Here is a 21,541-nt window from a genome sequence, read left to right on the forward strand (position 1 = left end):
GAAACGCCGAAGCCCGCGCCCCTCATTCGGGGCACGGGCTTCGGCGTGTTCGGGGTTGAGCGCAATCAGGTCAGCCGCAGGAGTGGCCCACGACGCCACCGACAGCTGCCTCGATCTGCTCGAGCATGGGCCGCACCTCTTCGAAGCGCGCAAGACGATCGGGCAACGTGGTCCAGATGCGGGCGGCGATCTCCTTGGCCTCGGCGCGAATAGCATCTTCGTCGATGGTGGTGAACTTACGATCGACCATGACAGCCTCACCGGCGATGTACACGCTGCGGACCGCAGCGCCGAGCTCACCGTACACAATCTGATGGCGGAGCTGTTCGGCCGGCGCAGGCCACACGTAATTGGTATCGAGCACCGTGAGGTCAGCCGCGGCACCGACCGCGAGACGCCCGAGATCAGCCCCCATCGCGCCAGCGCCGTTGGTCCAGCACATCCCCAGCCCGTCGGTCGCGGTCGGCCACGTGGACGGTGGGCCCTGGACCCGATGCAGGATCGTCGAAAGTTTCAGGGTCTCGAGCATGTTCTGCGTATCGTTGCTGCTGGCACCATCCGAACCGATTGCGACTTTGGCACCGGCCTTCAGTAGCGCCGGCACCGGCGCTACACCCGCACCCAACTTGAGGTTGCTGGCCGGGTTATGCACCGCAACGGCGTCGGTCTGCGCAAAAAGCTCAATCTCATTCTGATCGAGCCAGATTGCGTGCGCGAACGACGTCCAGTCCTGCAGCGCATCCATTTTCGCCAGGAACTCCACCGTGGAGACCCCGTATCGCTGCTGAGCCATGGGCACCTGCGACGCCGCCGACAGCAAATGGGTCTGCATCCGCACGCCGCGAGTGCGTGCCATACGCACGCTCTCCTCGAAGAGTTCGGTGGAGCAACGCGGTAGCGAGGACGGACCGAGCACCGGCTGCACCAATCCCGACTTGCCCTGCCAGCGGTCAACGAACCGGTTCGCCGCAGCAAGCACCGTCGCCGGATCGGAGACCGGCGGCTTACGCAGCGCCGCGCCACCAGGAACCAGATCCACCGGAATCGAGGAGAAGAAGTCCAAGTCGGAATACTGGATCGCCACGTTTGCACGCATTCCCAGATCCGAGTACGCGGTCATGATCGCGTCCATGCCGTCATCGACCCACTCGTTGTCCGAACGAGCGCAATCGAGCACCGATGTGGCACCGCTGCGCACCATCTCCAGGGCCCCGACCATCGCGGACACATACAGGTCGCGCGGTGAAAGTCGCGCTCCTGCACCGCCGTAACTGGCAACAACCATCCACGCATCGAGCGGAAGCGCGTCGCACAATCCCTTCTCGATGGTCTGATTCGAGTGGGTGTGGGAGTTGATCAGGCCGGGGATCAGGATGTCCCCACCCAAGTCGACGGACTCCACATCACCGGTCGCATAAAATCGGTCTGCGGCTCCAGGTCCGAGGTCGGCGATGACGCCGTCCACCACCACCACGTCCCCGATCTCACCGCCGTGCTGAAGATCGAGCAGTCGAGCATTGCGCAACAGTCGCGTTGTCATAGTTCCTCATCCTTCGGCCGTTCCCAGTTCGCAAGTTGTGTACGGAACAGCTGCTGAGCCTCAGCGCCCGAGAGTTCACCGGGGCCACCGTAAGGCGACGGCTCCGACTCCACCTCGACGACGAGAATTGCTGGTCCTGTTGAAGCACTGAATAATTCGCCGAGTAGCTCGGCAAGTTGCGCAGTCGACGTGCCCCGTACGGCGCGGGTGGCGAACGGCCAACCCGCGCCGAGCGCAATAGCGACGAGATCGGTACGCCCGGCAGCTGCCAACGGCTGACCGCCCCCGGTCTCGTATCTGCCGTTGTCGAACACGATCATCCGCAGGTTGTCCGGCGCGGCATCGGCGATCGCCAACAGCGAGCCGAGGTTCATGACCAGGTCGCCGTCGCCCTCCAGCAGGACGAATGGCAGATCCGGCCTAGCCAGGGCGGCGCCCAGCGCCAGACCGGGTGCGGCCCCCATCGGGTCGGAGGCATAGAAGGTCGGATTTGTTCCGCCGTGATCGCGCCACGACCGTCCCGCAGTGCCGAGGCTGGCTATCACCACGTGGCCGGGGGCAGCCTGCGCGATAGCCTGTGCCACGTCAGCGCGCCTCATGCCGGAACTCCCAAAAGCGCACTCCGCGAGCACAACAGCACAACCGGACGTCGTTCGAGCCACGCCTGCTCACTGGCTCGTTCAAACAGCCAGTCGTCATCCGGCCCGTTGACATGATGCACCGCCAGGCCCGCCGCAGTGGCTACCGATTCGGTGACCTTGCCCTTGTACATCTGGTAGTAGAACCCGTCTTCGGCACCGCCGCGGGCCGCAGCCACGATAACGACTGGCAACTGGTGGTGGTGCGCGAACGCCGACAGCACGTTGGTGGAGAGCAGCACGCCCGCGTTCTGACACAGCACGGCAGCGCGGCGCCCCATGAGCGCGGCTCCACCCGCGATCGCCATCGCATCGTCCTCGCGGCTGACGCGTACATCCTTGATCGACTCGTCGGCGATCACCCGCTCGATGAGCGGGGTAAGCCAGCTGTCGGGCAGATAGGCGGCGAGCTCGACGCCACCGGCGGCGAGCCGAGCGGCAATCTGCTCGCCGCGTACTGCGGCTGCCTTGCGCTCACTCATCATTGACAACCTTCCTGTGTGCGTCGACGGCGGCACTGCTGTTCTCTCCGCCGATCAATCGTGCGGTTGCTTTCCGCGCCAGCCCGAGGGCTGCGTCGAGCTTCCATCGGGTTCCTGGCAGGGGGTGTGCCTCCCACTCGAACTCCTTCTCGAGACTGGTGATGACGGCCTCGGCCGTCGGGGCAGTTCCGGCCAGGACGCGCCCCAAACCCTGAGGGGACCAAGGAGTGGGGGCAATACCGCCGAACACGTAACGCGCCGACTGCCAAGTACCGTCGGCGTTGACGCGCGCTGCGGCAGCGACGGAGACCAGCGCGAAGTCGCCGTCCCACTGCTGCAACTTCGCGAAGGTACTGCGCAGCGAGAAAATGTCGGCCGGTAGCAGTACTGTCTCGATCATCTCGCTGGACTTAAGGCTCAATTCGCCTGGCCCGCTGTATAGCTCAGAAATCGACAGCGTCCGGGAACCAGCCGCACTGCTCACCACAACTTCGCCGCCCAGCGCGTCGAAAGCAGTCGCGAGGTCTGACGGTGTCACCGCCTGGCACCGATGCGCACCAATCGCAGAGTGGTGCAATCGGTGATCACCGGTCACGGCGTAGCAGGGACAGCTCCCGCCGCCTCGCTTATAACAATCGAACCCGTTGCGGAAGAACCAGCAACGCTTCTGCTGTGCGAGGTTGCCGGCGAGCGTAGCCACTTCACGGATCTGACCCGACGCGATAGTTCGGACAGCCTCGGCGAGAAGCTCTACCTTGCCGTCGGCCCAGTTCTCCAGCTCGACCAACGTCACGGCTGCTCCCAGCCGCCATCGGCCGTCGGGGAGCTGGTCGATTCCCCGCATCGAGGTGATTGCACTGGTTCCAATGAGCACCGTCGGGAAGGTCAGGCCTTGATCACGCTGCACCAAAAGGTCTGTGCCACCGCCGATGACGGCGGTGCCCTTGCCTCCGAGCTCGGCAACTGCCGCTGACACGCTCACTGGCAACTCGACGCGTTCGATCGCACGTGGGGTGGCCCGGCGAGCGAAACGCGTGCCCCACCGATCGAGCACGAAGTGCATTCCGACCGGGTAGAGCTTTCGGAATAGTTCGATCTGCCAGCGCGACGGCCGCCGCGCAAGGTGATGCCGACGCGGCTGCGCGCCCTCACGTGCACGCAGCGCGGTCAAGACCACATCAGGGGTCAACGGCAGTTCACGGAACCGGATTCCGGTCGCCGCATACACCGCATTCAAAAGTGCTGGCGCCGCAGGGATCAGAGCAATCTCACCAACACTCTTGGCATCGAGCGGCCCGGCTTCTTCCGGTCCCTCCACCAGCGCGACGTCGATTGACGGCGCCATGGTCGAACGCGGAACCGGGTAGTGCAGATAGGCCGGGTTGACCGGTCGGCCACCTTCGTAGATCAGTCGCTCACCGAGTGCTGCGCCGAGGCCCTGCACAACTCCCCCAATGATCTGGCCCTCGACAAGCGTGGGATTTATCGCGCGGCCGATGTCATGGACGGCGGAGTAGTTGAGCACCGTGATGACGCCCGTGTCGTTATCGACCTCGACTTCGACGGCGTGCGCAGCGAACGAGTAGGTCGCCGAGATGTTGGGCCTTGGGATGCCGGTCCAGTACGGCTGCATCCGTTGCTCGATGTACTCGGTGTCGATTCGCAAACTGCCATCGACTGTTTCGGGCGCGGCGACGACGAGATCGGCGATGTCTACTCCGTCCGCGTCCGCCTCGACTCGACCGCCCCGTAGTCGAACGTCTGTGGCGGCGGCACCGAGTTTCTCGGCGCCGAGCTCACACAGCCGGCTGGCCATTGCCTCTGCCGTCTGGCGGACGGCATGCCCACCCATGTGCGTTCCCCGGGACGACCAGGCCCCCATATCGGGCGGCGTCTCGTCCCAGTCGGTCATGATGACCTGCACGGAATCCAGTGGAATGTCGAGGATTTCGGCGGCGATCTGCGCAAGGATTGTGCGCTGCCCGGTACCGGCGTCCGAGCCACCGAACCGCACGACGACCTCACCGTTACTGCGTACCTCCACTCCTGAGGCGCTGGTGTTGCCTCCCGGATAGGCGTACGAGCCACTGGCGTGCATCCCGGAGGCGACGCCGATACCGCGCAACGGGGTGTCAGCGCGACGCTTCTCGTCCCAATCCGTCCGCACCCGCAGCTGTTCCAAGCACTCGGCCAGCCGGTTGGAACCGACCTTGGATCCGGACAGTGCCTGGGTGTGGGGACGGCCCGCATTACGTACTCGAAATTCGAGGGGATCCATCTCACACAGTTCAGCGAGCTCGTCCATAGCGGTCTCGAGCGCGATGCCGGTCTGCGGCTGTCCGTAGCCACGGAATTGGCCGCCGGGTACCAAATTTGTGTCAACGAGCCGGGCATCCCACCTCACCGCATCCGGACGATACATCGAACCGAGTTGCTTGATGCCCGCACGCATCACCGACGGGCCGTAGTGGTTGTACGCGCCATTGTCGACGTCGATCACGGCGTCGAGAAAGCACAGTCGGCCGGTCTCGTCGGCATGCGCCTGCAGGGTAGTGACAAACTCGTGGCGCGGCTTGGTGAAGGCGAACTCTTCCTCCCGAGTAAGCGCGATGAGTACCGGGCGAGAAGTTTTCATCGACAGCGCCGCGGCAAGGGCTTCGTGCTCGGAAATCTTCGACTTCGAACCGAAACCGCCGCCTACCGACACATCGCGGCAGACCACCTGGTCAAGGCGCAACCCGAACAATGCCGACAGCTCGTGGACTACGAAATGCGGTGCCTGGCTTGACGTCCACAGCTCCAGGCGCTCGTCGTGCCACCAGGCCAGCGTAGTGTTGGGCTCCATGCAGGCGTGGTTGACGCGGGGGTAACGATAAGTGCTTTTGGTCGTCACTCGGGCATTACCGAGAGCAACGTCGACATCGCCCCAGTGGTCGGCAGCCTCGACTGCCACGTTGGTCCCGCTCTCACGCTGGTGGAGCACGGGCGCACCCTTCGCCAGTGCATCGGGCACCGACAGCAACGGACGCAGTCGGCGGTAGCGAACCTTGATCCGTCGCACGCCTTCGTCCGCAGCTTCAATGGTCTCCGCTGCGACTGCGGCGATTTCATGTCCGACGTAGAGCACCCGGTCGGTTGCCATCGGTGGTCGATCAGAGTACGGCGCGCCGCTGTGTTCGTAGATTTTCCCAGGTGCGAAGTCCGCTGCGGTGATGACCGCGTGAACGCCTGGCACCTTCAACGCCGGGCTCACGTCCAGATGGCGGATTCGCGCATGTGGAAACGGGGAGCGGAGCACCCGCACTACCAGAGTTCCCTCCGGCGGATTATCAGCCGCGTACGACGCTGTGCCCGTGGACTTTTCGACCCAGTCGATCGGGCGGACCCGTTGGCCGACAACCTTCATGACTTACCCTCCGGGTCATTGCGACGCGAACTCGCCACAGCGCACACAGCGTCAACGATCTGTCGGTATCCGGTGCAGCGGCAAATGTTGCCGGACATGCAGCGGACCACCTCGTCACGCGAGATATCAACATACTCAAGAAGAATCGACTCCGCGCGCACAATCTGACCCGGCGTGCAAAAACCGCACTGGAAGGCACCGTAGTCGGCAAACGCCTCACGCAGGTCCGCGGCTGCCTCACCCAGACCGTCGGCGGTCGTGACGTCGCCGGTCACCAACGCAGCTAGTTGCGTGCAGGCCATCACGGCACGCCCACCGACAAGCACGGTGCAGGCGCCGCATTCACCACGCCCGCAGGCCTCTTTGACGTCGGTGTGACCGGCCCCGCGAAGAACCTCCAGCAGCGTCGCCCCCGCAGAGCTCGTGACGGTTAACGGCTCGTCGTTGACGGTCAAAGTCCGGCCGGGCCGGGGCACGTCGGCGCCCCGGTCGGCCAGATCAGCCATCGAGCGCTGCGGTCAACCCGGCCAGGTCAGTGACAACGCCGTGGAAGCGTTCGATGCTCGCCAGGGTCGCGGCATGCGCTGCGTCATCGGAGTCGGCCACGCAGTCGGCCGGAACAACGACGTCGAAATCACGCGCATACGCATCACGAATCGTCGAGTCCACACAGAAGCTGGTGGTCGTACCCAGCACAACCAGCACCTGCACGTTCCGCATCCGGAGCTCACCTTCGAGTGGGGTCTGGAAGAAAGCGCTGGATCGGTGCTTGACGACGACCTCGTCGCGGTCCTCTTTGATCTCCTTCATCTCGTCGAGCATCTCGGCATCCCACGTCCCACGGCGGCACAACTCGAGTTTGACGCCGCGACGTTCCAGGTGCGACGGAATCCGGCGACGTCCGCGCGTCACGTCGTCGTTGTAGTGCACCTGCTGGGTGAACCAGACCGGAATATCAAGGCGGTGAGCGAGATCCACTGCTCCGACTACGTTAGGGATGATTGCCCGGGGGTTCGCCACGGAGTCAGCGCCGAACGCCTGTCCTCGTGCACCTTCCGGGTGACAAAACCCGTTCTGCATGTCGACAATGAGCAGGCCCACGTCCCGCGGGTCGAGCTTCACATTAAGCGGCATGCCAGTTCCTCTCCTTGGTCAAATCAGGTTCGGGCTTCACGATCACTTGACCGCTGCCCGGTTCAGCCAGGACTTTGCCGTCCCGGTAGATAATTTCTCCGCGTCGCATGGTCAGCGTCGACCAGCCGCGCAGCGGCACACCCTCGAATGCACTGACATATTCGCTCTGGGTGACATCTGGACCGACGACCTTCTCGGTCTCCATGTCGACGATCACCAGGTCGGCGTCGGCACCGGGCTGCAACGTACCCTTGCGCGGGTAGAGGCCGAAGAGTCGCGCGGGGTTGTAAGCCATCGTTTCGACGACTTTCTCGATGCTGATCCGCCCAGCCAGCACGCCCTCGGTGAGCACGACCGGGAGCATCGTGGCGAGACCGGCGAAGCCGGGTGCCTCTTCCCAGAATCCCTTGCCGCTCTTGGCGATCGGGACATGGTCGGAGCCAATGGTCGAGATCCAGCCTTCGCGGAGACCGCGCCATAGCTCTGCCTGATGCTCATGGTTGCGCAGCGCCGGCGCAACCTTCCCCACACCCGATCCCTCGGCAGAGAGACGAGGATTGTCGGCGGTGAGGGCGAGGTAGTGCGGGCAGGTCTCGAGGACCACCACACGACCCTTACGGCGCGACTCGGCCGCCGCGTCCACCGCCATGCCGACAGTGGTGTGCGGAACGTACAGCGGACAGCCCTGCAGATCAGCGAGCCAGATCGCCCGCAGCAGGTCCTGCTCTTCGACGAAGTCCGGTCGCGACTCGGAGTACGCAGCGAGGTCTTTACCGCCCTTGGCCTTCACCTGGGCAGTGAGGTGGCAGACCAGCGAGTCGTCCTCGCAGTGCACCATGCACCAGCCGTACGGCCCCAGATCGCGGATGTGTTCCATAGCCGCATACAGGACGGCGTCGTTGACCGACACCAGCCCGATCGGGTTGCCGGGCTCGTAGCCTCCCATATAGAACTTGAAGCTCGTGACGCCGAATTCCTCGGCGTAGCGAGGGATTTCCTTGACCTGCTCCATCGTCGAAATGATGAAGTGAAACTGAGTGTCGACCAACATCCGGGTTTGTGCGAGCTCGAACTCCGCAGGGAATGTCTCCAGGAAAGTGCTGGGCGAGCGGCGGTACTGGAGCACCGTCGTTACGCCACCCACAGCGGCACAGGCCGTCTCCGAGGCGAAGATCTCCGAGAGTGGTCGCCCACCGCCTAGGTGCACGTGGGGGTCCACAATCCCTGGCAGTACATATTTGCCTTCGGCGTCGATGCGTTCGGTCGCCTCAGGAAGAACGCTCTCGTCGCCGATGGCGACCACACGGCCGTCTCTGATGGCAATTGCCGCATCGACAACGCCGCTCGGACTCACAACCCGTCCGTTTGCGACTATAGTGTCCACGCGCATCTGACCTCCGGTTCTTGCTCCGCAACTACGGAACTCGCCTCGCAGACGCATGGTAGAAATGGCAGGTGGCTGTCGGCCGCACACCCGGCGCACATGCGTCAGGGCTTCAATCGATCCACCGGTTTGGGGAGCGATGCCGTCCTGCGGAATGCTAGTGACCCACACCACTGCACGTCAAGGTTATGCGTGATGGCATCGCGCATTGCAAGATATCCCCCCACACTCAAACATGCGGAGCACCGGACAGCGGATCCTCGTAGATCCGCTCACAACATTCCAAATCATCCCCCTGACCGCACAACGCGAAGCAGCGGAACTGTCACGTTGTCGAACGCGTCCAACTGGGAGAATCGGTGTGGGAGAGCACCCCAATGCTGTCGCACAAAGGGCACCGCCATCCTGTAGAAATCATCAACCACAAATTGTCCGCTGGATTCGCTCACGGGGACGGGCCCCGCGCTGAGCGAACAATAGGGTGGGTTGAACGACGATCAGAACGTCCCGAAAGCTGGGACGATAGACAACTAATCAGATAATCCCATCCGCTCCAGCATCGGGAAACTCAACTGCAAGCGCTTCGATGATTTGGGGTGTCCCGAGGCCGGTTCGCCAGGTCACGTACCACTCGGTCGTGCATGGCGGCGAGATCGGTCGCCACGTGCGCCCCGGGGGTTGATAGCCCATGGACTCTACGCAGATCAGGACTGTGTCGGAGTCGTCGACGAGGTCTGCGCCCGTGGCCGCGCCGAACATGGTGGTGCGACTCCACTTTGGTACTTCTCCGGTCACTAGCAGGATGCTTTCGACGAAGCTGTTCCAGCGACTGAGGGCGCTGTCGAAGAACCGCTGCACCACTTCGAGTTTGAACTCGAACGAGAACGATCGCCTGTCCGGTTTGGTCACCGACGCTACTCTGCCTCGGACCAGCCATCTGTGGTGCAAATTTCTGACCGCGTCCCTGCTCACACCCAACTGTGTAGCGACGGAATGCGTGCCCGCACCTTCCTCGAACAACGCTACCGCTACCGCCCGCTGATCCTCCGACAGTGAACTTCGTGCTTGCATAAAACTGCTCCCCGAACGTTGGAACTGAATTTCTCAGTCCAACTTCCGGGGAGCAGTTCACTTTCGGGGTCCACTCCACTGCTGAGCGACTACTTTCCACGGACACTAACCTAAGCGTGCATTCGCCGAGACATCTCCTGACGGTCGAGAACGAACTCAATCACCGTCCCCGTCAGTAATCCAAAACCGTCACTGCCACAGACCCGAAGCCACGTCAACTGTTGCAACGATGACTAGAATCCCCTCTGGACCAGGTTTCCACCGTCGTTAACATCCCATCAGATGCGCAGTTCACTATCGATCGCGCGATGCTCCGATAGCGGTCTGCGATCGCATCGATCGACAGGCGTCCGGACGGGTCGAACCACTGACAGACCCCATTGATCAGATCCATCAGTGCAAGGGTCGTGATCTCGACGTCCGTGGTCTCGGCTCCCGGGTCTCGGATGGCGGCCACCGTGTCACGAACGGCACGTTGGTAGGTGGCCTGCAAGCCCACGACGGTGTCCAACTGGTCAGGAGAGAGCGCGCCACGGTTGCCCCGAATGCTGAGCAGTTCAGTGTTCCGCGCGTTGCTGATGCGTAGATGTAATGTGATTGCTTCGTCCAGACGATCCTGCGGCGCACGCGTCGAGTCGGTCAGGACTGGGAGTATGGCGTCGTTGAATTCCCGCATGAATTGCAGGGATATAGCGAACAGTAGATCCTGTTTATTTCGATAGTGGTGGTACATCGTCGACGACGAAATTCCGACGGCGTCGGAAATATCGCGGATCGTGGTCATGCCGTAACCACGTTGGTGAAACAACCGCGCCGCTTCGACTCTGATCTGCTCGGCCACGTCCACGCCGGCCTCGAGTCCGAGGTTTCTCGCCATTTTCACCTCCGAAGTAACAGTGATCCGGTTCCGCGTGCATTCAAAGAAAAATCTAGCAGGAGAACGACGTCTCGGATCCGGTCTTCGGCTCAGCGAGGCGGTGGTGCGCATTCGAAAGTAGTCTTGCTCAGTCGCGGCGCCGAAGCCGTCACAGGCGTTCGAGGCACTGCCCGCTAGACCGAGATTATCTGCGAGATCTTTGGAAATTTCCTCCAGCGCCCGGTCCCGACACTTCGGGCACAGTCGATTTTCGGTTAAATCGACTGTGCCCGAAGCAATTCCAGATGCATCAAGCGCTGGGGATGATACTGGCGCCGAGTCGCCAGATGGTATCGAGCAGGTACTGCCGTGAGGGTGTCACCTCGCGGCTCATGGCCTCGGCCATGAGCTCACGGAACGCTCCCAGGAACGCCGCAGAGACGAGGCGTGCATCGACCTCGGGATCGACCTCGCCGTTGCGCTGTGCGTACGCGACGTTGCGCGCGGCCATGTCGATCTGGGAGGCGAGGCGTTCTGCATCCGCTTGAGCGGCTGACGGTTCGCGCATTCGCCGACCCATCACGATCTGCGCGAGCCGGTCCTCGAACAGGAAATCTATCTCGCGAGACAGGCGTAAACGTTCGCGCTCGGTCCAGCCGAGTTCCGGTGATACCGAGACCGCGAAGACGGCATCGTCGTAGGAGTCGTAGAAGCCGTGGACAACAGCGGCGACCAGGCCGTCCTTTGCGCCGAAGTACCGGTAGAGCAACGCTGGAGATGTCTCGGAGCGTGCCGCGACCTTTGCAACCTCCAAGGTCCCTCCCGTTTCCAGCAGTTCCGCGCGGGCGGCCGCGATGAACCTCAATCGGGTGGCGTCACCGCGGGCCGTCCGCCCGTAGCGGGTGGTTTTGTCAGACGTGGATGACATTGTTCGGGTTCGGCTGCTCGTCGGCCGGCGCAGCACTGTAGTCACCGAACGGTGTATCCCGCTCAGCGACAACCGCTGCGACGCCCTGTTGTTCGGCGATCGTGATGAACTTCTTCGCTTCGGGGGTGTTGCGCATCAGGCCGTCGAGAATCGGGCCGAGCATCTGGGTGCTCGCGAGTCCCTGGTTCTCGTAGGCCTGATTGACGATCAGCTTCATCGCCGAAAGCTGCGAAACGGGAATGCTCGCCAACTGGGCGGCCATCTTTGCTACCTCTGCTTCGAGGTCCTCGAACGGAACAGCCTTGTTGATCAGGCCGATACGCTCCGCCTCGACGCCAGACACTGCTTTGCCAGTCAGTGCGTACTCCTTCGCTTTGGCCATCCCGAGCCGGTAGATCCACATGCCGGAGAGGTGGCAACCCCACATACGAGCATACGGCGTACCGATACGAGCGTCCTCGGAGGCAATGACGATGTCGGCGCCGAGGGCCATTTCGCTGCCGCCGCCGACGCACCACCCGTGGATCTGAGCAATGACCGGCTTCGGGCTGCGCCAGATGCTCATGAACTTCTGCGTCGGGGACTCCGATGGAGCAGTCGCCATCACGAAGTCTTTGCCGGCATCCCATTCACCATCGGTGTTCATCTGATCTTCCCAGTGCTTGAAACCGCCACTGAAATCGTATCCGGCACAGAATGATCGGCCCGCGCCACGGACCACGACGACCTTGACCTCGGGGTCGCGATTCGCCTTGGTCATTGCTTCCTGGAATTCGTCGGGCATCGGAGGAACGATGGTGTTCAGGCGTTCGGGGCGATTGAACGTGATCGTGGCAACCGGACCGGTAACGGAATACAGCAGGGTCTCGTACATAGTTTCTCCTTCATTTGTAAAGTAAATTCACTTTACAATCACGATCGCGTAAATGTCCACCCTTTGAGCTGAGCCGCTTCCAGCCTTCGGCAACTCGACAAGGGAGATGATGCCAGCCCATTGACAGGCACATAGTGACGTGGGTAACTTGATGCCCATTCGAGCGGTCGATCAAACAATCGACCCAATCACTTTGTGCGCAAACATCATCCAGCAAGAAGATATCGGTAGGGAGACTCGTCCGTCATGGAGTCAACGTCAGCCAGTCCCGCAACAGCACCCGGACCCGGAACGAAGGTCATCGTCACCGGCGCAGCCGGAGGGATCGGCGCCGCACTGATCGGCGCCCTTGCTGCACTCGGCTGTGAGGTCGCCGGAATCGACCGTCCCGGGACGGCGCTGCCGGAAGGACTCGGGGCGATCCCGCTCTTCGAGGCCGACCTCGCCGACGAGACTGCAGCGGCGGACGCAGTGGAACGAGCAGTGTTCCAACTCGGGGGTTTGGACTGCCTGATTGGTGCCGCAGCCAGCGTCGCGACCCTCCATCGAGCGAAGTCCTTCTCTCCCAGTGTCTTCCGCCAGGACATCGAGTCGAACCTGCTGTCACAGTTCTGGACCGTCCAGGCCGCCCATGCCGCCCTAGTCGAGAGCGATCAGGCTAATCTGGTTCTTTTCTCCTCGACAGGCGCCCTGGATGGCCTCCCCGGTCAGGTGTCCTACGGGGCCGCCAAGGCTGGAGTGCTCGGGCTGGTCCGCACCCTTGCGGCCGAATGGGCAGACTCCGGCATTCGCGTCAATGCAATCGTCCCCGGATTGGTCGCGACCCCCAAGGTCCTCTCGATGCCGCCAGAAACTCGGGATCGGGTGCTGCGCAACGTCGCGATGAAGCGGCTGGTCGAGGTGGACGAGGTAGTGGCGTCAGTGTTGTTCCTGATGTCGTCCGGAGCCGGCGCCATCACCGGCCAGTCGTTGCGAGTCGACGGGGGTGCGGGGATTAACACCCAAGGCCTCTACCGCTGATCCGTCGTTCCCCGTCATTCATATCGAAAGGAGCTGTCGCAGTGGCGAATTGCGACCAGGAAGGAGCTGCAACATTGATGAGAGGCGTTGTAGACCCGGCCTTCGCCGCGGTGACAGAGGAGTTCGGTCGGAATTTCGCCGAGCGAGGCGAAGTGGGAGCGTCCCTGCATGTGCTCCTCGACGGCAAGCCGGTCGTTGACCTGTGGGGCGGTGTCGCCGATCCCGAGACGGGGCGAGCATGGGAACAGGACACGGTCAGCGTCGTATTCTCGGCCACCAAAGCTGCAGTCGCACTGTGTGTCCACCGACTCCTGGCCTCCGGCGACCTCCACGAGGACATGCCGGTGGCACAGGTGTGGCCTGAGTTTGCTGCGAATGGCAAGGGCGACATAACAATCGGGATGTTGCTCAATCACTCCGCCGGGATTCCCGTGCTCCGCGAGCCGCTGGGATCCGGGATGCTCGAGGATTGGGAGTTCATGGTCGGCCGGATTGCAGACCAGATGCCGTTCTGGCGGCCAGGCGAGCAGCACGGCTACCACCCGGTGACCTTCGGGTACGTTCTCGGTGAAGTCGTGCGCCGCGTCGCCGGCTCCACGGTCGGCAAGTTCTTCGCATCAGAGATTGCGGGTCCGCAAGGTTTCGACTTCTGGATCGGGCTGCCACCGGAAATCGAACCGCGTGTCGCGCCGATCGTCGAAGGAATCGCTGGTCAGGTCACCACGACGCCGTTCCTCGATGCCGCCGTCCACCAGCGTGGTTCGATCCCGAATCTCTTTGTGTTCAACTCGGGAAACTGGGCTCGTGCGGGGGTGAACACCCGCGCCGGCCGGGCGGCGGAAATTCCCGCAGCAAACGGTGTCACCAATGGAAAAGGGCTCGCGCAGATGTACGCAAGCGCCCTTGAAGATCCCGCCGTGCGGAGCCTTGGCGAGTCCGAGCCGTCTTCGGCACACGAGATGCCCACGTCCGACGGATTCGACGCAACACTGTTGATGCGGACCAGATTTCGCGGCGGGTTCATGCTGTCGATGGATAGTGGTGCACACCTTGGCCCCGGTCACAGCATGCGGATCGGTAGCAAAGCCTTCGGCCACTGCGGATCGGGCGGTTCGATCGGGTTCGCAGACCCCGAACTCGGCCTCAGTGTCGGCTACACAATGAACAAGCAGGGCCCGGGAACGCTGCTCAACGAGCGCGGACAGTCCCTCGTAGATGCCATCTATCGCTCGCTCGGACAGCCTGTCCCGACGCCGGGCGCCACCACAGCTGCAATTTGAACAGGACGACTATGACTTCTGAAAGAACACAGAGCAATTCGAGCCGGACCGACGTGCTCATCCTCGGCGCCGGATTCTCAGGCCTCGCCGCGGCTGCGACGATCTCCCGCGTGGGCGGACTCGACTATCTGATACTCGAACAGGGTGACGACGTCGGTGGCACTTGGCGCGAGAATACCTATCCCGGGTGTGCCTGCGATATCCCGTCACCGCTCTACTCGTTCTCCTTTCGGCAGAACCCGGGCTGGCGGCACCTCTTCGCGCCGCAACAGGAGATCCTGGACTACCTCCGCGACACGAGCGCCGAGCTTCGGATCACCGAGCGTATTCGATTCGGCACCACGGTCACCGGCGCAGACTGGGATGAGCAGGACGGTACCTGGACAGTGGAGGCTGCGGACGGCTCGGTGTTCCGAGCGCGATTCCTGGTCTCCGCAATGGGACTACTGCACCACGCCTCCTATCCGAAGTTGCCAGGCCTCGAGAACTTTCAGGGCCCTGTCTTCCATTCCGCGCACTGGGATCACTCGTGCGATCTCGAGGGCAAGAAGGTGGCCGTCGTCGGCACCGGTGCGAGCGCCATTCAGTTCGTTCCCGCTATCGTCGACCAGACCGCAAAACTTACGCTCTTCCAACGGACAGCCCCGTGGATCGCCCCGAAGTTCAACCGCGCGTTCAGCGAGGAAGAACGAGAAGAGATGCGCCGCAACCCGATCAAGCGATGGAACCGACGCGCACGACTATTCTGGATCCACGAGAAGCGGGCCAAGGGGTTCGTTTCCGATACCTCGAAGATGGGCCCCACCAAGGCGTTGGCGTCGGGGCACCTGAAGAAGCAGATCAGTGACCCCGCGCTACGGGCGAAACTCACTCCGAACTACGAGATCGGCTGCAAGCGACTGCTGATCTCCAGCGACTACTACCCGGCACTCGTCAAGCCGCATGTCGACGTCGTCACCGCCGGCGTCGGGGAGGTTCGAGCGAAGTCCGTAATCGACACGGACGGAAACGAATACGATGCTGACGTCATCATCTTCGGAACCGGCTTCGACGCACAGAACAGTCTCAGCCGGGTGCCGATCCGCGGACGTGACGGAGTCGCGCTCGGCTCGCAGTGGGCGTCGGGCCCCGAGGCGTATCTGGGGACGACGGTGGCGGGATTTCCGAACCTGTTCCTGCTGTGCGGTCCGAATACAGGCCTCGGGCACAACTCGCAGGTTTTCATGATCGAGGCCCAGGCCAGGTACATGAAGCGGTGCATTCGGTACGCAGGTCGCCGAGGCGTTATCGAGGTGCGACAGGATGCCCAGGACCGCTTCAACCAGTTCCTGCAGGGCAGGCTCTCGTCGACCGTGTGGCAGGCCGGCGGCTGCAAGAGTTGGTACCAAGATCCCGTCACGGGGCGCAATACGCTGCTGTGGCCGAAGTCGACGCTGTCGTACTGGCTGCGCACTCGCTTCCTTCGGCGGACTGATTATCGCCGGAGTGTGAGTACCACAACTACTCAGCAGTCGGTGACTGCCGGCTAATGCACTGAGCTTTTTGTTCGATCCGACCCAAGCGTGCTCCGGCCGCAGCCTTAGTGAAAGGTTCTGCAATGTCGACGATTCCTGAACTACTACACCGCAACGCCGAGCAATACGGCGACATGCCCGCGTTGTCCCACAACGGACAGGTTCTGACCTGGAGCGAGACCCGAACTCGCATCGCCCAGATCGCTCTGGGACTATCCAAACTGGGCGTGCGCAAGGGTGATCGCGTCGCGATCATGATGTCCAGTCGCCCCGAACACTGGTTGACGGACCAGGCGCTCGTGCATCTCGGTGCGCTTCCGGCGACGGTGTACGGCACGATGCCGTCCTCCCAGATCGCGTACGTCGCCAACCACAGCGGGGCCAAGGTCGCCGTACTCGAAGGCGCCGGCGAGGTCGACCGTTGGTTGCCGGTGCTCGACCAGTTGCCCGCACTCGAGCGTGTCGTCGTGCTCGATCCCGAGGCCTGTGTGGCCGACAACGATCGATTCGTGAAGTGGTCGGACGTCGTAACGGACGAGACGGACCTAGACACGCTCGAGGCCGGTTGGCGGGAGATCACCGAGAACGATCCGGTGACACTGATCTATACCTCCGGCACCACCGGCATCCCCAAAGGCGTGCTGCTCACTCACCGCAACGTGATCGCCAACGCCGAAGCTTGGGATGCCGGGGCGCCAATACCCCAGCATTTCCGCAGCGTCTGCTACCTGCCGTTGGCGCACATCGCCGAACGCATGATCTCGGTCTACATGGCCATCCACAAGGCCGGCTACGTGACGTTCTGTCCCGACCCGAGCCAGTTGGTCGGCGTACTCCTCCAGACGCGCCCGACCAGCGTTTTCGGCGTCCCCAGAATCTGGGAGAAACTTGCCGCAGCGCTGCGTGCGCGACCGGGTTCGTCCCTCGTGGACGTCGGCCTCGATCAGGTCACCTGGGCATGCAGTGCGGCCGCGCCGCTGCAGGTGGACGTGCAGGAGTACTTCCGGGAGCAGGGAATCGCGATCATCGAGGCATGGGGCATGACCGAAACCACCGGCGTTGCCACATCGACGACCGAGACGGACTTCCGCTTCGGGTCGGTCGGCACCCCGATCCTGGGGACCGAGATCAAGATGCTCGACGACGGCGAACTCCTGGTTCGCGGCCCGATCGTGGCCTCGGGATACCTTCAGGACGACGGAACCGTTCTCCCCGTCACCGACGACGAGGGCTGGATGCACTCCGGTGATATCGGACGCATCGATGAGGACGGACACCTCTACATCATCGATCGCAAGAAAGACCTGATCATTACATCGGGCGGCAAGAACATCGCCCCGGCCGCGCTCGAGGCGCTGCTGACCAAGCATCCATTGGTCGGTCAGTCGCTTGCATACGGTGACCGCCGACCGTACGTAGTCGCCCTGATCGTTCTCGACCTGGATGCGGCGACGGCATGGGCAGCCTCGCAGGGAATCGTCGTCGCAGCGCCGTCCGAGCTGGCCGCACATCCGGACGTAGTCGCGGAGATCGACCGCGCAGTCGAGATCGCCAACCAGGATCTCGCCCGGGTGGAACAGATCAAGCGCTACCGGGTGCTTGCGACGGAGTGGACTCCAGAAGGCGGGGAAATGACCGCGAGTCTGAAAATCATGAGGCGCGCCGTCCATGAGAAGTACGGCGACGTATTCGACGCTCTGTACGCACAGTGACGGCACCGTCAAATTTTCGAGAGTGAAGTGACATAGCGCGGTGGTGACGTCGACGAAAAGTCGGTTTCATCGGGGATGATCATCGCGCAATGCATGTGTGTGCTCCAACCACTCACCCCTTGCCCGGCAAGATCGAATGAAGGTGAACCCGGGATCGAAGTGACAGGCAAGACGATCCGCGCCCGGTGCGACCGGTCCGGGCGAGACTTCTGCCGCCGACGCAGGCGGCATCTCGACAAAGTGATCATCAAAGTCCCGTGTAGTGAAACAGTACTTATGACGGGCGCTCTACCAGGACGGCAACGTCTTCGACATCCTGACCCGCATCAGACGGAACGGCTTGTCGGTGACCCAAGCGGGCTCTGAAGCAACCAGGAAGCCCGCAGAAGATGACATCGGTCGAGCAGATCCAGCAGCTCGTCCGCATCGCCGGTGAACTCGGCCGTGAGGTCGCCACAGGTAAGGATGCCCACGAGATCTACATGATCGGGCAGACCTACCGCCACGCGGACGAAACTCTGGCGAACCTCGGCTGCGCACCGAACCGCCGCCCCGGCCAGGTCGGATTCACACACCACGCCCGATATTCGGGCACACCGACGCGATGGGGCACGGAATGCAGTTCCGTGCCCCATCTTCCGGGCGTCCCCACCCCGCCTGCAGCCAAGATCAGCGACGGGTCCCGCCACCAGAAAGTTCTCCCCCACCTCTTCCCCACCTAGGAGTTTCACGTGATCAATGGCTTGACCATGGACGACTACCCCCTCTCAGTGACCGCTGTGGTCGAGCGCGCCGAGCGTTTCCACGCCGATAAAGACGTCGTCTCGCGTCGTCCCGACGGCAGCATTGCCCGCACCACCCTTGGAGCATGCGCCCACCGTGCCCGCAAACTTGCCACTGCCCTCACCGACCTCGGCGTCAGCGACGGCGACAAAGTCGCCACCCTGCTGTGGAACCAAGCCGAACACCTCGAAATGTACTTCGCCGTCCCCGCGATGGGGGCGATCGTGCACACCCTCAACCCACGCCTGCACGCGGACGAGCTGACCTTCATCGTCGGTGACGCCCAGGACCGGATCATCGTCGTCGACGAATCCCTCCTCGAAGTATTCGACACCTTCCGACTCACCCACCACTTCGACCATGTCATCGTCATCACCCACGATCGACCAGCACCCGCCGACATGCTCGACTACGAAAACATCATCCGCGACGCCGAACCCACACAGTGGCCGCTGATCGACGAACGCCAAGCCGGCGCAATGTGTTACACATCCGGCACCACCGGCCGACCCAAAGGCGTCGTCTACTCCCACCGGTCACTGGTACTGCATTCGATGGCCGCCGCACTGCCCGACGCACTAAGCGTATCGACGCAGGACACTCTGCTGCCCGTGGTACCGATGTTCCACGTCAACGCCTGGGGACTTCCCTACGCCGCCGCACTCCTCGGCGCCCGACTGGTCCTCCCCGGATCCAAACTGGACGCGGTCAGCGTGCTCGACCTGATCGAAACCGAGAAAGTCACCATGACCGCCGGAGTCCCGACCGTCTGGATGACGATGCTCAACGCCCTCGACGCCGAGCCCAACCGCTGGGACCTGAGCCTGCTCGACCGGTTGATCGTCGGCGGAGCAGCAGCACCACGAAGCCTCCTCGAAGGATACGACCGACACGGCCTGACCGTCGTGCAGGCCTGGGGCATGACCGAAACCTCCCCGATGGGCGCCGTCAGCCGCCTCCCAGCAGACCTCGAAAACTGCGACGACAACACAAAATACGACTTCCGCACCCGCCAGGGCATCGCGATGCCGTTCTTCGACATCCGCGCCCGAAACGAGGACGGCGGGTTCAGCGAGTGGGACGACGTCGCCATGGGCGAGCTTGAAGTACGTGGCCCCTGGGTGGCGTCCGGCTACCACAACGGCACCGGCGCAGACAATTTCACCGAGGACGGGTGGTTCCGCACCGGGGACATCGTCCGCATCGACTCACGTGGTTGCATCCGGATCTGCGATCGCTCCAAGGACCTGGTCAAGTCCGGCGGCGAGTGGATTTCCTCGGTCGATCTCGAAAATCACCTCATGGCGCACCCGTCGGTCGCGGAGGCCGCGGTGATCGCCGTCCCCGACGAACGATGGGGTGAGCGGCCGTTGGCGGTACTCGTCCTCCGAACCGGCATGACTGCCGACACGGTACAGCTTCGTGAACACCTCTCGACCGAATTTGCTCGGTGGCAACTGCCCGAGCGGTTCGAGTTCGTTTCCACTATTCCACGAACTGCGACGGGCAAGTTCAAGAAGCGGGATCTACGCGACCAATTCACCGCATAATCACACAGCCGTAAACCGAGGTGACAACAGGAGAATCAAAGACCCAAGTCATGTCGAAATCACCAGGAAGGTGGGCGTGAATACCCACCTCATGACGCTGCTGGACACTTCCGAATGCCAGCAGCTTCGTCATATCCGACAGTGGTCAGCCACTACCGTAGAGGTCGAGTTCATCCTCGATTCTTCCAGAAACAACCGCAGTCCCACACGAGTAGGACACGCTCCCACTCCCCGATCAACGGGCATCGACCATAGCTCAAAGCACGGATGTCCACGCCGAGAAAAATGCCGCACCGATCAACACCCACCCGGCGAACGCGAATACCGAAACTGCACGGTCGCCGACTCACCCACGCCTCGCGCTCGTCGATAGGGCGCATAGGTCGCATAGGTCCACGACGATCTCACAGCCGGCAGCCACGCCCGTGCCACACTCTGCCCGCCGCACAGGAACCGGATGTACACAGCTCAAAAGAAGAACCGCCCGAAAACAGGAACGCGAAAGCACCGAAACACCCCACCAGCAACACGAACCCCTCCCCGCGCAACCCAGCGCTGACGCTGGTAACCGAGACGCGTCCCATGTGGGCGGCTCGGAGACGGAGACGGCTCAAGACGACTGCGGATCACCGAATTATCATGTACGCGTGATCCTTCGGGTCGACCGGGAAACGAGCACCGAGCCTGCCTATCGCGCCGTAGCTACCGCGGTGCGTCACCTGGAAAGTCGAGACACCCTCCCCACTAATGTGCAGGGTGACCTCGACCCCGCTCGCCTCACCGAGACATGCGCCTGGAGTCGACGACGTCGGCGATCCACAGCGGCATTCCCCAGCTTGAGAATGCGGGGGTAAGCCAGCGACAGACGGCGGGGTTGGTGATCGCACCGAGAGTCAGCGTGCCGACGAAGCTCACGTCGTGGAATCGACCCGAACACTCACCACACCTACTTCCCGGTGCCAGCCGGGGTGGACGGCGATCCCGCGCTCCTCGAACACACGCCATCGCCCTAACCGCTCGGCGACACTGCACGACCACTGCCCGACCCGATGATTCACCGGCATGCACGGTTACGGGCCTGACTTGCACGCGGATTCGACGCCGCTCCAGACATCAACGCGCGCAAGCTCTCACCGCGCCGGTGATAGCCGACCGTCCCTCTTCACGCGCCGCCTGCGGCCACCACGCCGAAAGTAAAACCGGCCGCGGAGTCACCGACTCCCGCAGCACCATCAGATCGACTGGTCAGGCCCTTCCCCTGCCGAACGTGCCCGCGACAACGACCGGATTCGCCTAGCCGAGCAAGCAGCACGCCAGCGCGAGGCGCACGAGCGGAATTCACACATCGCGGCCGCTCACACCCGTGCCG

16 protein-coding genes and 2 pseudogenes are annotated in these 21,541 nt (G+C 62.8%); 6 read left to right on the plus strand and 12 right to left on the minus strand.

The genetic code is table 11. The features are described 5' to 3' along the window. Positions 1-70: 70 nt before the first annotated feature. The 12 genes and pseudogenes from CJ178_RS31230 to CJ178_RS31280 all read right to left on the minus strand — a co-directional run bounded on the left by CJ178_RS31230 (position 71) and on the right by CJ178_RS31280 (position 12,313). Positions 71-1,540 carry an amidohydrolase family protein gene (locus tag CJ178_RS31230; RefSeq protein ID WP_095888918.1) on the minus strand — a complete coding sequence of 490 codons (1,470 nt, stop codon included), beginning with the start codon at positions 1,538-1,540 and terminating at the stop codon, positions 71-73. Continuing rightward, positions 1,537-2,139: a thiamine pyrophosphate-dependent enzyme gene (locus CJ178_RS31235; protein WP_095888919.1), complete on the minus strand. Its 603-nt coding sequence runs from the start codon at positions 2,137-2,139 to the stop codon at positions 1,537-1,539. Before CJ178_RS31235 ends, CJ178_RS31230 begins: the two co-directional genes overlap by 4 nt. After that, positions 2,136-2,660 carry a thiamine pyrophosphate-binding protein gene (locus CJ178_RS31240; protein WP_179300899.1) on the minus strand — a complete coding sequence of 175 codons (525 nt, stop codon included), beginning with the start codon at positions 2,658-2,660 and terminating at the stop codon, positions 2,136-2,138. The genes CJ178_RS31235 and CJ178_RS31240 overlap by 4 nt, the downstream gene beginning before the upstream one ends. Next, on the minus strand, positions 2,653-6,066 hold the full coding sequence (locus CJ178_RS31245; protein WP_095888921.1) for a molybdopterin cofactor-binding domain-containing protein: 3,414 nt from the start codon (positions 6,064-6,066) through the stop codon (positions 2,653-2,655). The genes CJ178_RS31240 and CJ178_RS31245 overlap by 8 nt, the downstream gene beginning before the upstream one ends. After that, positions 6,063-6,572 carry a (2Fe-2S)-binding protein gene (locus CJ178_RS31250; protein WP_095888922.1) on the minus strand — a complete coding sequence of 170 codons (510 nt, stop codon included), beginning with the start codon at positions 6,570-6,572 and terminating at the stop codon, positions 6,063-6,065. The genes CJ178_RS31245 and CJ178_RS31250 overlap by 4 nt, the downstream gene beginning before the upstream one ends. Beyond that, complete coding sequence (locus CJ178_RS31255; protein WP_095888923.1) at positions 6,565-7,200, minus strand: cysteine hydrolase family protein; 636 nt, start codon at positions 7,198-7,200, stop codon at positions 6,565-6,567. Before CJ178_RS31255 ends, CJ178_RS31250 begins: the two co-directional genes overlap by 8 nt. After that, positions 7,190-8,584, minus strand: a complete 1,395-nt coding sequence (locus tag CJ178_RS31260) for a dihydroorotase (protein ID WP_179300900.1) — start codon at positions 8,582-8,584, stop codon at positions 7,190-7,192. Before CJ178_RS31260 ends, CJ178_RS31255 begins: the two co-directional genes overlap by 11 nt. Positions 8,585-9,118: 534 nt before the next feature. After that, positions 9,119-9,493, minus strand: coding sequence for a hypothetical protein (locus CJ178_RS31265; protein ID WP_257013625.1), 375 nt, complete (start codon positions 9,491-9,493; stop codon positions 9,119-9,121). A gap of 33 nt (positions 9,494-9,526) precedes the next feature. Beyond that, positions 9,527-9,655 (minus strand): annotated as a pseudogene (locus CJ178_RS33775) (helix-turn-helix domain-containing protein); the annotation flags it as partial. Between the two features lie 214 nt (positions 9,656-9,869). Then, positions 9,870-10,643, minus strand: coding sequence for a TetR/AcrR family transcriptional regulator (locus CJ178_RS31270; RefSeq protein WP_095888926.1), 774 nt, complete (start codon positions 10,641-10,643; stop codon positions 9,870-9,872). A 178-nt stretch (positions 10,644-10,821) separates the two neighbouring features. Next, positions 10,822-11,439: a TetR/AcrR family transcriptional regulator gene (locus CJ178_RS31275; protein ID WP_095888927.1), complete on the minus strand. Its 618-nt coding sequence runs from the start codon at positions 11,437-11,439 to the stop codon at positions 10,822-10,824. Then, positions 11,423-12,313, minus strand: coding sequence for a crotonase/enoyl-CoA hydratase family protein (locus tag CJ178_RS31280; RefSeq protein ID WP_095888928.1), 891 nt, complete (start codon positions 12,311-12,313; stop codon positions 11,423-11,425). The genes CJ178_RS31275 and CJ178_RS31280 overlap by 17 nt, the downstream gene beginning before the upstream one ends. Positions 12,314-12,559: 246 nt before the next feature. Between CJ178_RS31280 and CJ178_RS31285 the strand changes: the two genes are divergently transcribed. The 6 genes and pseudogenes from CJ178_RS31285 (at position 12,560) to CJ178_RS31310 (ending at position 20,172) form a co-directional block, all read left to right on the plus strand. Next, positions 12,560-13,333 (plus strand): SDR family NAD(P)-dependent oxidoreductase, encoded by a 774-nt coding sequence (locus CJ178_RS31285; protein WP_095888929.1) that lies wholly within the window; start codon positions 12,560-12,562, stop codon positions 13,331-13,333. Between the two features lie 77 nt (positions 13,334-13,410). Beyond that, positions 13,411-14,613, plus strand: coding sequence for a serine hydrolase domain-containing protein (locus tag CJ178_RS31290; RefSeq protein ID WP_143547570.1), 1,203 nt, complete (start codon positions 13,411-13,413; stop codon positions 14,611-14,613). A gap of 11 nt (positions 14,614-14,624) precedes the next feature. Beyond that, a complete protein-coding gene (locus CJ178_RS31295) occupies positions 14,625-16,142 on the plus strand; it encodes a flavin-containing monooxygenase (RefSeq protein ID WP_095888931.1) in 1,518 nt (505 codons plus the stop codon). 68 nt (positions 16,143-16,210) lie between these two features. After that, positions 16,211-17,839, plus strand: a complete 1,629-nt coding sequence (locus CJ178_RS31300) for an AMP-dependent synthetase/ligase (RefSeq protein ID WP_095889120.1) — start codon at positions 16,211-16,213, stop codon at positions 17,837-17,839. Positions 17,840-18,222: 383 nt separating this feature from the next. Then, positions 18,223-18,420 (plus strand): annotated as a pseudogene (locus tag CJ178_RS31305) (3-keto-5-aminohexanoate cleavage protein); the annotation flags it as partial. A gap of 150 nt (positions 18,421-18,570) precedes the next feature. Further along, positions 18,571-20,172 carry a long-chain fatty acid--CoA ligase gene (locus CJ178_RS31310; protein WP_257013629.1) on the plus strand — a complete coding sequence of 534 codons (1,602 nt, stop codon included), beginning with the start codon at positions 18,571-18,573 and terminating at the stop codon, positions 20,170-20,172. Positions 20,173-21,541 lie beyond the last annotated feature (1,369 nt).

The sequence above is a fragment of the Rhodococcus sp. ACPA4 genome, assembly GCF_002300185.1.
GTDB classification, from domain to species: domain Bacteria; phylum Actinomycetota; class Actinomycetes; order Mycobacteriales; family Mycobacteriaceae; genus Rhodococcus_F; species Rhodococcus_F globerula.

Coding starts and splice junctions, on each gene's coding strand:
- CJ178_RS31230 (WP_095888918.1), bottom strand. CDS start 1,540: ATGACAACGCGACTGTTGCGCAATGCTCGACTGCTCGATCTTCAGCAC.
- CJ178_RS31235 (WP_095888919.1), bottom strand. CDS start 2,139: ATGAGGCGCGCTGACGTGGCACAGGCTATCGCGCAGGCTGCCCCCGGC.
- CJ178_RS31240 (WP_179300899.1), bottom strand. CDS start 2,660: ATGAGTGAGCGCAAGGCAGCCGCAGTACGCGGCGAGCAGATTGCCGCT.
- CJ178_RS31245 (WP_095888921.1), bottom strand. CDS start 6,066: ATGAAGGTTGTCGGCCAACGGGTCCGCCCGATCGACTGGGTCGAAAAG.
- CJ178_RS31250 (WP_095888922.1), bottom strand. CDS start 6,572: ATGGCTGATCTGGCCGACCGGGGCGCCGACGTGCCCCGGCCCGGCCGG.
- CJ178_RS31255 (WP_095888923.1), bottom strand. CDS start 7,200: ATGCCGCTTAATGTGAAGCTCGACCCGCGGGACGTGGGCCTGCTCATT.
- CJ178_RS31270 (WP_095888926.1), bottom strand. CDS start 10,643: ATGCGCACCACCGCCTCGCTGAGCCGAAGACCGGATCCGAGACGTCGT.
- CJ178_RS31275 (WP_095888927.1), bottom strand. CDS start 11,439: ATGTCATCCACGTCTGACAAAACCACCCGCTACGGGCGGACGGCCCGC.
- CJ178_RS31280 (WP_095888928.1), bottom strand. CDS start 12,313: ATGTACGAGACCCTGCTGTATTCCGTTACCGGTCCGGTTGCCACGATC.
- CJ178_RS31285 (WP_095888929.1), top strand. CDS start 12,560: ATGGAGTCAACGTCAGCCAGTCCCGCAACAGCACCCGGACCCGGAACG.
- CJ178_RS31290 (WP_143547570.1), top strand. CDS start 13,411: ATGAGAGGCGTTGTAGACCCGGCCTTCGCCGCGGTGACAGAGGAGTTC.
- CJ178_RS31295 (WP_095888931.1), top strand. CDS start 14,625: ATGACTTCTGAAAGAACACAGAGCAATTCGAGCCGGACCGACGTGCTC.
- CJ178_RS31300 (WP_095889120.1), top strand. CDS start 16,211: ATGTCGACGATTCCTGAACTACTACACCGCAACGCCGAGCAATACGGC.